This window comes from Sulfurimonas sp., from assembly GCF_028713515.1.
Taxonomy (GTDB): Bacteria; Campylobacterota; Campylobacteria; order Campylobacterales; family Sulfurimonadaceae; genus Sulfurimonas.
Genome location: NZ_JAQTOD010000001.1, coordinates 762,845 through 774,592 on the forward strand (window position 1 = coordinate 762,845; position 11,748 = coordinate 774,592).

Annotated in this window: 11 protein-coding genes and 1 tRNA gene; 5 read left to right on the forward strand and 7 right to left on the reverse strand. The window is 37.8% G+C overall.

Annotated features, from left to right (window positions below; genetic code table 11):
* Nucleotides 1-14: 14 nt before the first annotated feature.
* The 7 genes from PHV22_RS03800 to PHV22_RS03830 form a co-directional block, all read right to left on the reverse strand.
* On the reverse strand, nt 15-569 hold the full coding sequence (locus tag PHV22_RS03800) for a DJ-1 family glyoxalase III (protein WP_295023012.1): 555 nt from the start codon (nt 567-569) through the stop codon (nt 15-17).
* A gap of 62 nt (nt 570-631) precedes the next feature.
* On the reverse strand, nt 632-1,027 hold the full coding sequence (locus tag PHV22_RS03805; protein ID WP_299945801.1) for a DUF6858 family protein: 396 nt from the start codon (nt 1,025-1,027) through the stop codon (nt 632-634).
* 48 nt (nt 1,028-1,075) lie between these two features.
* A complete protein-coding gene (locus PHV22_RS03810) occupies nt 1,076-2,317 on the reverse strand; it encodes an NnrS family protein (protein ID WP_299945804.1) in 1,242 nt (413 codons plus the stop codon).
* Nucleotides 2,317-3,054: an ABC transporter ATP-binding protein gene (locus tag PHV22_RS03815; protein WP_295023009.1), complete on the reverse strand. Its 738-nt coding sequence runs from the start codon at nt 3,052-3,054 to the stop codon at nt 2,317-2,319. The genes PHV22_RS03810 and PHV22_RS03815 overlap by 1 nt, the downstream gene beginning before the upstream one ends.
* Nucleotides 3,042-3,824 carry an ABC transporter permease gene (locus PHV22_RS03820; protein ID WP_295023008.1) on the reverse strand — a complete coding sequence of 261 codons (783 nt, stop codon included), beginning with the start codon at nt 3,822-3,824 and terminating at the stop codon, nt 3,042-3,044. Before PHV22_RS03820 ends, PHV22_RS03815 begins: the two co-directional genes overlap by 13 nt.
* Nucleotides 3,825-3,826: 2 nt before the next feature.
* Nucleotides 3,827-4,813: an ABC transporter substrate-binding protein gene (locus tag PHV22_RS03825; protein ID WP_299945809.1), complete on the reverse strand. Its 987-nt coding sequence runs from the start codon at nt 4,811-4,813 to the stop codon at nt 3,827-3,829.
* A 116-nt stretch (nt 4,814-4,929) separates the two neighbouring features.
* Nucleotides 4,930-5,005, reverse strand: a tRNA-Ala gene (locus PHV22_RS03830).
* 196 nt (nt 5,006-5,201) lie between these two features.
* On the opposite strand from PHV22_RS03830, the gene PHV22_RS03835 reads away from it, so the two are divergent.
* Genes PHV22_RS03835 through PHV22_RS03855 form a run of 5 tightly spaced genes read left to right on the forward strand, consistent with a single transcriptional unit; the run spans nt 5,202 to nt 11,745 of the window.
* Entirely contained in the window at nt 5,202-6,491 is a 1,290-nt protein-coding gene (locus PHV22_RS03835) for a TolC family protein (RefSeq protein WP_299945811.1), read from the forward strand.
* 11 nt (nt 6,492-6,502) lie between these two features.
* A complete protein-coding gene (locus PHV22_RS03840; RefSeq protein ID WP_299945814.1) occupies nt 6,503-7,648 on the forward strand; it encodes an efflux RND transporter periplasmic adaptor subunit in 1,146 nt (381 codons plus the stop codon).
* Complete coding sequence (locus PHV22_RS03845; protein WP_299945817.1) at nt 7,645-8,781, forward strand: ABC transporter permease; 1,137 nt, start codon at nt 7,645-7,647, stop codon at nt 8,779-8,781. Before PHV22_RS03840 ends, PHV22_RS03845 begins: the two co-directional genes overlap by 4 nt.
* A 1-nt stretch (nt 8,782) precedes the next feature.
* Entirely contained in the window at nt 8,783-9,490 is a 708-nt protein-coding gene (locus PHV22_RS03850) for an ABC transporter ATP-binding protein (protein ID WP_295023003.1), read from the forward strand.
* A gap of 35 nt (nt 9,491-9,525) precedes the next feature.
* On the forward strand, nt 9,526-11,745 hold the full coding sequence (locus tag PHV22_RS03855) for an endonuclease MutS2 (protein WP_295023002.1): 2,220 nt from the start codon (nt 9,526-9,528) through the stop codon (nt 11,743-11,745).
* Nucleotides 11,746-11,748: the final 3 nt, after the last annotated feature.

Here is an 11,748-nt window from a genome sequence, read left to right on the forward strand (position 1 = left end):
TCAGAGATTGTAGATTAGCATTCATTAGACAATAAATCAGATTGCACCTTTGCATAAGTATCATAACCTGCTAATTTTTTAACAATAGCAAGGGCAAAGTAGATAGAAGTAGCTGGGCCACGAGAGGTTATGATGTTTGCACTCTCTACGACCATCTGTTTTGAGTCATACCCTTCTGCTGAGATCTCATCTTCAATTCCTGGATAGCAAGTATACCCATCTTTGAGCACTCCTGCGACGCTAAGGGCATATGGAGCGGCACATATTGCCCCAATCTCCTTGCCTTGGATATTCATCTCCCTAAGAATATGATTAACAGCCTTATCGGATGCAAGTGTTTTAGTTGCATCCCATCCACCTGGAAGGACTATCATATCAAGCTTATCTGCACTCAAACCAGCAATAGATCGATCAGTCTGAATTACAATTCCATGCGCACCACGCACTAAAAGATTTTCAGTGAGTGACCCCATAATTACATTTATTCCACCTCGACGCAGTACATCTATGATAGTAATAGCCTCAATCTCTTCAAAACCAGTAGCAATAGGAACAAGAACTTGTGACATGTTAAACTCCATTTTGATAATTTGATTTTATCATTGTACTCTCAAATTATAAAATTTTATAGTTAGTTTTTACTTGATATATCTTTTATCCATCCCTCAAGTACTTTGTGAAGAGTCTCATTTGGAACTTCCAAAATAGAGATATCAAAATGATCATCAAACTCACAAACACCAATACTTCTGGGACGAACAGCTAAAATTTTACTTGTTGGAATCTCTTTTCCAAAACAAAAAATTAGATTTTTAGCATCAATTATCCCATCAGCCACAGTTCCATCACTAAAGGATTTTGTGTGTGAGAAGTGGTCAAAAATTGCTATAAAAGTAGCAATTGGATGAGACTCGATCTTTTGTTTTAAAAACAGAAAAATCTCATCAATATTTTTAAAACTTGTCTCAGTTTTTAAAATCTCCATTGTAAAAATTGGATATTTATCTTTAAATTGCATCTGTTTCATTTTTCTCTCTTTTATTTTATTTTATTTTATTATCACAAAAAAACTAAGTTAGCCTTTTATCCCATCCGCTCTTGGCGCCATTAAAAACCCAAAGAAAACTTTCATATAAAGCACAAAAGGTATCACAAAGAGAACTGCTGAATAAGCGTAAAACTCACTTGTGTACTCTGGAAAAAATGGAATCAAACCTCGCAGGAAAGTTGCTGCTACTATCAAACCTATCATGAGATGTGTGTAAATATTTGATGTCAGGTGTCGTCCGGTATGAATCCAGCCTATAATTATCATAACCACAAGATACGCCAAACCTATTCCACCACTTGTTATAAAATGTCTAAAATGATTTATTCCATTTATATTAACATTTAAAATATCCCACCCCATAAGAGCGTAACCAACAGAAAGCATCAGATAAATCAGAGCAAGATATATAACAAACGGTTGGTTTAAAATGAACTCATCTTTTAGTTTATAATCCGCTGTAATAGCGAGAATCGCGGCACCAGTTGCGAGTCCCAGCCAACCTAGTGCAGAGTTATTTGGATATAAAAACTCAACAATAGTAAAAAGTGAGATAGCGAAAATGGCAAGATTTGTTTTTGGCGGTCGTGAGATAAAAGTGTCATCTATCCCTTTGTCCTCCATCAACTCGTTCACTGCCTCCATGTTTACTCTTCTCATGGCCAAAAGAACCAAAACAACGATTGCTCCAGCGGCAACTTTTAGTATATCTAAACTAGAACTCTTTGCAAAACCAAGCTCAGATGCAAAGAACCATACTTCAATAGCAAAAATAGCCACAAGTGTGTAACCAATAGAAGCGTGTCTTTGGAGCTTGTCTAAAACCGCATCTTTTGCAAACCAGATAATCCAGCCAAGCATTGAAAGATTTAAAAAAGCCGCCAGATATATACCCGTTACATCAATCATCCAAAAGCTTAAGCGTCCAGCGAGCCATAAAATCATAATATATTTTAGTCTCTTACCGACAAATGGCACCATTCCTGGAAAAAGCTCAGGCAAACCTGTTGAGAGAAATGCCAAAGTTCCGGCAGTTAAAATCCCAAAAAGCATCTCATAAATATGCCAAGTTAAGATATTGCCGATAAAAGGGATATAAATCACACCACTCCAAAGAGCTCCCCAAAGAGTCATTGAGATTATCATATATGGAGCGAGCAGTAGAAAGATGGGTCTAAATCCATAAGCTAAATATGGCGGAATATCCTTCTCATCGGGATAGTAGAGATAGTGACTTGTAGCATGGAGTTTCTCTTGTTCTTGGCTCACTATTTCATCCTCAACTCAAATGTATCTATTATCTCTTCATCTTGAAGTATCTTTGCACTCTGCTCATAAACAAACGCATCATCCCTCTCATGTTGAGGCAGAGTATAAGAGAATTTTTTTACTATATGCCCCGGATCTGCTTTTAAAAGCAGTATCTCATCACTTAATCTTATTGCTTCCATCAAATCATGAGTGATAAAAAGTATACTAATCTCTTTTTTGCTTATCATATCTATAAGAATCGTTTGCAACTCTTTTTTAAGCCCTATATCAAGAGCAGAGAACGGCTCATCAAGAAACAAAAGTGACGGTTTCAGAACTAAAGCTCTGGCAAAACTGACTCTCTGCTTCATTCCACCACTCAGATCTTTTGGAAACTTCTCAAAATCTCGTTCCTCTAGCCCAAATCTAAGCGCTATCTTTTTTGATTCCTCTATAGCATCTCTTCGTCTGTATCCAGCCGCCAAAAGCCCCATAGAGATATTGTCAATTACATTTTTCCATGGAAGAAGTCGCGCCTCTTGAAAAGCAAAAGAGCTACTTACAAATGAGTTTGTAACACTTCCCTCCTGCACATCCATGAGGTCTGCACAAAGATGAAGAAGTGTTGTTTTACCGCCGCCACTAGGACCAACGATGGAGAGAACTTCACCTTTTTGCAGAGTAAAATTTATATTTTGTAAAATTTTTGTAAACCCAAAACTGTGGTTTAAGTTTTTAACCTCTAATCTCTCCATAATTCAACTTCTCTCTTGATAGGCTCTAGAATAATGTACTCAATAAACATAAGCGAGCCTATCATTATCACAACGATTGCTAGCGCAGTCGGCGTATCAAGCTGACTTCTTGCAACCGCCAGAGAAGCCCCTATGCCGTTGCTTGTAGCGAGTAGTTCCGCCATGATAACTATCTTCCAAGCCATGCCAAGTCCACTCACCCAAGCAGGAAAAACATAAGAAAATATATGCGGAAAATAGACATCAAAGAATTTCATGTGCCATGGAAACTTAAAACTCTTTGCCATCTCTTTTAACTCTCCATCAAGAGTACGAGTTCCCTGAAGTGCTCCAACAAAAACGATAGGAAACGAGGCTACAATTACCGTAAAAATTACCGTCTCATCGCCCATGCCAAACCATATCATCGCCAATACTATCCAAGCAATCGGTGGCATACCAACTAAAATAGTAACAATTGGGCGGCTCATCATCGACGCCGTTGCAAAAAAACCAGCCAAAAGTCCAAGAGAAGTGCCCAAAACAAGCGAAAGACCGAAGCCTATTGATGCACGGTAAAGCGTAGTTTTTATCTCTGTGATAACACTCTCATCACTAAGCATCACAGAAAGAGTTTTAAATGTCTCAAGCGGTGATGGCAAAACTAAATCGCCATAAACCTGATTTCCTGCGTCCCAAAACGCAATGAAAAGAAGTATGGAAGCAACCGCTCCCCAGCCACTCCAAAGATAGGCAGGAAAATCTTTAAGGATTTTTAGCGCAAATTTCACTCTTACAGTCCGTAGTAGAAGCTATTTTGCGGTAGTTTGCCACCTATACTTTTTGGATCTTCACTTTTTAGCACATTAAAGAAAAACTCCAACTCTTTTTTGGAATCCACCGCACTAACATTTTTGAGTCTTACATGAGAAATCGAGTCAGCTACGCCATCTGCGTTTAACATAGAAATCGACTTTGCAACAAGCGCTCCAGCCTCTTTCGGATGAGATTTGTACCAAGTGAGCGATTTGTCATACTCCTCTTGAAATCTCTTGATAACATTTTTATCTTTCATCTTACCAGTTACCGCTACACCAGCTTCAGGAATATCGCCATTTGTATTAAACACCCTGCCCCACTCATTTTGCAGGTCCACACTTCTGTATAAATCAGGTGCAACCATACTGATTGGGAAAGATTTTGTCTTACGAAGAGCCATAGAGATAGCAGGTTCAGCCAATAGCGAGTGGTCAATTCTGCGCATAATCAACATCTGCATAGCATCTATCGGGCTACTTACATAAACCAGCTCAAAATCTTTTTTAGGGTCTAAGCCCTCTTTTTTAAGCAGTTGCATAAAAACAAGATCTGGCATGTCAGCGCGAAACGGAACCGCTATCTTTTTGCCTCTGAAATCTTTTAGTGTTTTCATCGTACTATCACGGCTAATCATGCCTAAAATACCCCATACAGAGACATTTAGCAACTTTATATCTACGCCCTTGTTGTTTAAAGTTGCCGCTGTGTTTGTGGGAAGTGCCACAAAATCAACTTCATTTTTGATGGTCATGGCACGAAGTTCATCTGGATTTTTCCACAATCTAAACTCAACCTTGTTGGCAACATCTTTAAGTGCTCCTGTCTCAATCATATGCAAAATCGGATGAGAAACAGATGCAAAAGGCCCTGCGATAACGATTTTATCAAGCTTTTCACTAGCTCCAGCTGTGTCAAGCAAAAGTGTAACTACCATAAAATATATATAGATAATTTTTTTCATTTTTATTCCTGATTTTTAAAGTTTAACATAATAGCATTCTTTGATAACTGTTATCATTGACTTCAATCAATATAGCCATTTTATTTTTTGGATGATGTTAAATTTGCTTATAGAGATGGTGGACCCTAGCGGGATCGAACCGCTGACCTCTTCACTGCCAGCGAAGCGCTCTCCCAGCTGAGCTAAGGGCCCAAATTATTTTGGAGCCACTATTATATGACATAGTTGTAAAAAAATCAACTATTTTAAACAGATATGAATACGGATTAACTAAATTTTCAATAATAAAAGATAAATAGATAATTTACTACTATTAAATTTTATACTTATAATTAATATTTAATTTTTTTATGTACAATTGAGGAGAAATTACAAAAATTGAGCAGAAATGAAATACAAAAAATCCATTATTTTAACGATTTTACTAGCTTTAAATGGAGACTGCGCTTCGCTTAGTCTAGAAGAAGCAATAAGCAAAACGCTCAAATCTCACCCTGACATGCAGATTGCAAATCTTAATCAACAAAGCACAATACTTGATTCAAAGAGTACACTCTCCGCTTTGCGCCCAAAGATAGATTTTAACGCAAATTACTATCCAACCAAAACACTAGTAATGCCATCCGCTGGCACTTTTGCAACTCGTCAAAGTGATGCACTTCACGCTGATATTACTGCGAGCTATACACTTTGGGATGCTGGACGCTCATGCAACCGTTACAATGCAGCACTTCTTAAAAATAGAGAAGCAGATTCAAATCTTGATGAGGCTAAAAACACTCTCGTTGAGCAGGTAATCGCTCGTTATTACACTTTGGCATATCTAAAATACCAGATTATCAGTGCTGAGCAGTCCGTTGAGTTTTACGAAGCTCAATACTCTCGCTCAGTTAATATGCGAAAAAGCGGGTTAAGAACAGAAGCGGATGAGTCGCGTTTTTTTGCCTCTTTAAGTGAGGCAAAAGATAGACTTGAGTCAGTTCGCACAGAGACACAAAAAGCCAAACTCTCTCTTGAACTTTTAGTTGGAAACGATGAGGCATTGGATGTTGAAAAAGAGGAGTTAGAAAAATTTTTAAGCACTATAAAAGTAGTTAAAAATGCAGATACCCTCAGGGGACAACTATCTGAAAATAACCCAAGATTAAAATCACTAAAAGCCGTTATTGAGCAAACAAAACTAAACTCAAACGCAAGTGATAAAGAGGGCTATGGAACTATCTCTCTTATGGCATCTTATGGCTATGACGACTCTATCTCATCTTATGATAGCTCACAAGTTGGCGTTGTTGGTGTAATTCCAATCTATGATGGCGGAAAACTCTCCTCTCAGGCACAAAAAAGCCGTATTGGCATCTCTAGCGCACAAAAAGAGTATGAGAGCAGAGAGAAAATTTTATGGCAGGAACTCTTTGGTGCTTATAGTGATTTTTCTCGTTTTGATGAGACTATTGTCGCTAAAATGAGCGTAATCAACTCAACACAAAAAGCTCTTGATCTAATCACTGGACGATACACACAAGGACTAGCAACATTTGTGGATGTGCTTGAGTCTCGTAGTGTTTTAGATAATGCACAATCAGAACTCTCAGCAGCAAAACTTCAAAAAGTAGCTGCGTGGGCACATATGCAACGACTATTAAATCAACCTCAAAACTCTATTGTTTTAGTACCATAAAGGATTTAAAAATGACATTTAAAAAAATTAAACCATTTATTGTTGGCGGAGCAACCGTAGCTTTGATTGCAACAATTGGCTACAACAAAGTATATCTGCCTAAAATAACACACGAATTTGCAATGCCAACAGAGAAGGCATTTATGCAGAGTATCAGTGGTGTCGGAACACTTGAAGCAAAAGAAGTTATCACTCTTGCCCCTAAAACAACTTCCAAGATAGAAACACTTTTTGCAGATGAGGGCGACATAGTAACAAAAGGCTCCATACTTGCAAAAATGGAGCTCTCAGAACTTGATGCAAATCTAAAAGAGAGTTCGGCAACAATTGAGAAAAATCGTGCTCAAATGGCTTCTCAAAGAGCACAAATAGCAGATTATCAAGCAAAAAAAGATTTAGCCGATGCAACGCTTGCTCGTTATAAAACTTTGATAAAAGGTGGATATGTCACTCAAGCAGAGCTAGATAGCGTGGAAGCCTCAGCAAGAAGCGCAAACGCGCAACTCTTAAATGCCAAAGAGACTCTTAACCAATCCCAACATGAGATAGAGCGCTCTATCGCATCTCGCGGTGCACTTAACGCAAAAGTTGATGATTTGTCTCTTCGTTCTAGCATTGATGGGATAGTAATCTCACGCGACGCCGAAAAAGGAAGCACCGTAAATACTGGGATGAGTGTTTTTAAGATTGCTGATCCTAAAAAAGTATGGGTAAAAGTATATATTGATGAGCATCAGGCTGGAGCGTTAAAAGTAGGACAAAAAGCAATCGTAACCCTTAGATCTATAAAAAACCAAGAGTTTGGAGCTACCATAAGCAGAATTAGCGTTACAAGCGACCGCATAACAGAAGAGAGAGTTGTCTATCTTACTCTAGATAAAAACCCAGACACTATTCATCTCGGCGAACAGGCTGAGGGTAAAATAATTATCTCTTACTACCCAAAAATATTGACTATGCCAGCCAATACGGTCATTTCAACAAAAGATGGTAGTGGGGTTTGGATTGAGAAGGATTCAAAAGCTGTTTTTTATCCGCTAAAAGTGATAGAGCGAAATAGCGAGGGAGAAGTTGCTGTCTCCGGAATAAACAAATCACAAAAAGTAATTATTATGGATGAGAGGGAAGTTAAAACCGGAGACAAGGTTCGTTTATGATTAATCTCGCTCAAAGAGATATTGCCCACTCTTTAGGTAAATTTATAACAACCGCACTTGGTGTTGGGATGCTAATCGGAGTAGTTTTGATTATGCTTGGCGTTTATCGTGGACTAGTTCATGATGCGATGATTGTGCCAAATGACATAGCGCCTAATCTGTGGGTTGTCCAAAAAGATACGCTCGGACCATTTGCTGAAAACTCAAGAATGCACGAGGATTTTAAATATTCACTAAAGGGATTCTCTGGAGTAAAAGAGGTTAACCCGCTAACTTTTCAGAGTATTCAGATTCCTCAAGGTGTAAAGCCTGTTCGTGTTTTTGCGCTTGGCTATGACACGCGTACTTCATTTCAACCATATCACCTCATAAAAGGGCGTCCTATTGCTACGCCGTTCAATGAGATTATTGTAGATTCTAAAACAAATTTTAAACTTGATGACTCTATTAGCCTTGGGCGTAATATCTACAGAGTAGTTGGACTAACACATAAAGCGGTTTCATTTGGTGGCGATCCTATGATTTATCTGGATTTAAAAGAGGCGCAAGAGTTGCAATTTCTCTTTAGTAATGCGCAGATTCGTAATGACCGCGAAAGACAAAGTGCTTCCAGTGCAACAGCTATGGTAAACAGTTTTACTTTAAAACTATATCCTGGCATAAATCCAGCAGAAGTCGCAAAAGAGATAAAGCGATGGAAGCATCTTGAGTGCTTTAATGCCAAAGAACAAGAAGACATCTTAACCAAAAATGTTATAGAGCGCTCTGCTAAACAGATTGGAATGTTTACGGTTATTTTACTTATAGTCGCCTCTGTTATCATTTCACTAATCATCTACACTATGACAATTGGAAAGATAAAAGAGATAGCCATTCTTAAACTCATCGGCGCTTCAAACTTTACAATCACAAAAATGATTGCTCAACAATCACTTCTTCTTGGTGCTATTGCTTTTATTGGTGGGAATATTTTTGCTCAACTAACCGCGGATAAATTTCCAAAAACAATCATTTTGCTCACAGATGATGCTTTGAAACTCATGGTTGTTGTTATTATTGTCAGTATTTTATCATCGCTCTCAGGCATAAGAACTGCGCTTCGCATAGATCCTGCCAGCGCGATAGGAGGGTAAATTGAGACAGAGTGTTATAAAAATGCAGAATATCAGTAAAACTTATGGAAGCGGTGATAGTGCAGTAACTGCAATCAAAGAGGCTTCATTTGAGATATACGCAGGTGAAACGGTAGCTCTTTTGGGACCTAGTGGTTCAGGAAAGACAACACTCATCACGATGATTGGGTGCATTACGGAACCTAGTGGTGGCAAACTACACTTAAATGAAAAACTAATCTATGACACAAAGTGGCAGATCAAAGACACTCGTCGCCTACGCCGTGAAAATATCGGTTTTATTTTTCAATCGCACAATCTCATCCCTTTTTTAAATGTAAGAGAAAATGTAACTATTGTACCGCAAATGAATGGTGTTGCCATTAAAGATGCAAACAAAAAAGCAAAAGAGCTTCTGGATTATCTCGGAGTTGGAGAAAAATTAGAAAATATGCCCTCTCAGCTCTCAGGCGGACAAAGTCAAAGAGTAGCCATCGCAAGGTCGCTATCTAACAATCCAAAAATTATCCTAGCCGACGAGCCAACAGCAGCACTTGATGGACAACGAGCACTCTCGGTTATGCAACTGCTTAAAAAACTCTCAGCTGAGCAAGGAGTTGCAATTGTAGTTGTAACGCATGATGAGCGAATGTTGCCACTTTTTGACAGAATTTTAAGAGTTGAGGATGGATTTGTTAAAGAAGATAAAGAGATTAAAGAATTTAGCTAAAATTGCAAATAAATATAAAATTTTTATAGGCAGTTATGAAAACAGATAAATTATCAAAAACAGAAATTATTATAAACCAACTGGATTTAAATGAACATATAAACTCTTTTAAAAGTTTTTTCTCAAGAGAGAGCGAGCTTTATATCGAGGGCGACCAAGAGCTTCACTATCGCTACATAAAGGCACTTGATGCTATAGAGTTTAAGGCACCGCCAAAGGTTGCTGACTTTACAAACATAAAACTTCATCTACTAAAACATGGTATTTTAAACTTTGAGCAGATTTTTGAGATAGTAAAAGTTGTTAGATACTTTCGCTATTTTAAAAGCAGGGAAGTTGATGGAATCATCGGCGAATGGATGAGTAAGTTTGTTATAGATGTAAAGTTCACAGAGGTCGAGAAGTATTTTACTCATGATGGAAAATTTGAAGAGAATCTGGACACAAATCTTTTTGGTTTAAGTGCGAAGATAAAAGAGCATAAAAATAACATAAATGACTCTCTAAGAAGACTTACAACCAGCTCAAAACTCTCCTCTTATCTCATTGACACGCAAGTCCATCTCATAAATGATGAAGAGTGTCTTTTGGTTCGTGGCGGTTTTAACCATGTTCTAAAAGGTGCTCTTATTGGACGAAGCAGCAGCGGTGGTTTTTATGTCTCTCCTGACACTATCTTAAAAGCAAAAGAGCAGATTCGCTATATAAATCAAGAGCGAGAAGCCATCTTTTACAGTTATGCAAAAGAGTTTTCTATCAAATTTTTTGACCTTCAGCCATTCATATCTTTCATAGACAAAGAGTTTACAAAGTTTGACAACTATCAGGCAAGAGTTCTTTTTGCAAGAAGTTCAAATTTGCAGATTGTTAAGTCAAAAAAAGATTCAAAGATTGTCTTAGATGGCTTTATCCACCCTGCTCTGCATAAAGCAAAGCCCATATTTGTGGACTTTTCTAAAAATATTTTGATGATTACAGGTGTAAATGCTGGTGGAAAAACTATGCTCTTGAAATCAATTCTATCATCTGTGTTTATGGCAAAATATATAATTCCTATGAAATTAAACGAGAATAACTCACATATTGGCTCATTTAAAAACATCCTAGCTATTATTGATGACCCTCAAAATGTAAAAAATGACATCTCAACATTTGCTGGACGGATGCAGGAATTTTCTAAGATTTTTGATTACAACAACTCTCTTGTTGGAGTTGATGAGATAGAACTAGGAACCGATAGCGACGAAGCAGCGGCACTTTTTAAGGTTATGCTTAGCGAACTGATACAAAGAGGACACAAAATAGTTGTAACAACCCATCACAAACGCCTAGCCGCACTAATGGCTGATCGTGATGATGTTGAGCTTATGGCGGCTATCTATGATGAAACAAACAGAACCCCTACTTATGAGTTTATCCATGGGATTATTGGTAAAAGTTACGCATTTGAAACTGCGAGTCGCTATGGAATCTCAAACAAGATAGTTAGTGAAGCAAAGAAGGTTTACGGCGACAACAGCGAAAAACTAAATATACTTATAGAGCGAGGCTCACAACTAGAGAGAGAGTTAAGACAAAAACATAAAGTTGTTGACGAGAGAATAGAAAAGTTAAAAATACAAGAACTAGAGCTAAAAGAGCAGAGACAAAGAGATTTTGATGAGCTTCAAAAACAGAAAGATTCCCTAATTCACAGTTATGAGATTGCCATAAATGAAGCAAAATCTGCCGCAAAAGCTGGCGATATCAAAGCTATTCATAGAGCTATGGATAAGGCAAACAAAAAGCTGCCTCCTCCGCCAAAAGAGCAACCAAAAGTAGATGTTGCGTTTAAGATGGGAGATGTTGTAAAGTATCACGCCCAAAAAGGGACAATAGTTGCTATTAACGATAAAAAAGATGCAATTATAGAGATTGACGGAATGAGAGTCAGAGTCAAAACAACACAACTAAAACATACTAAAATAGTAAGCTGCAAGCCAAATACCGATATAAAAGTAAGTGTAGAAAAAAGAGCTGGATTAAAATGCGACTTGCATGGTCTAAGAGCCGATGAAGCAACAGAAGTGCTTGACAAATTTTTATCAGATGCGCTGCTTGCTGGCTGGGATGAAGTTATAGTTTACCATGGCATCGGTACTGGAAAGCTCTCTTATGCAGTTAAAAATTTCCTTAGTGTTCATCCTAGTGTTAAAAAGTTTGAAGATGCACCGCAAAGTATGGGTGGATTTGGGGCTAAAATAGTATCGCTTTAGTTA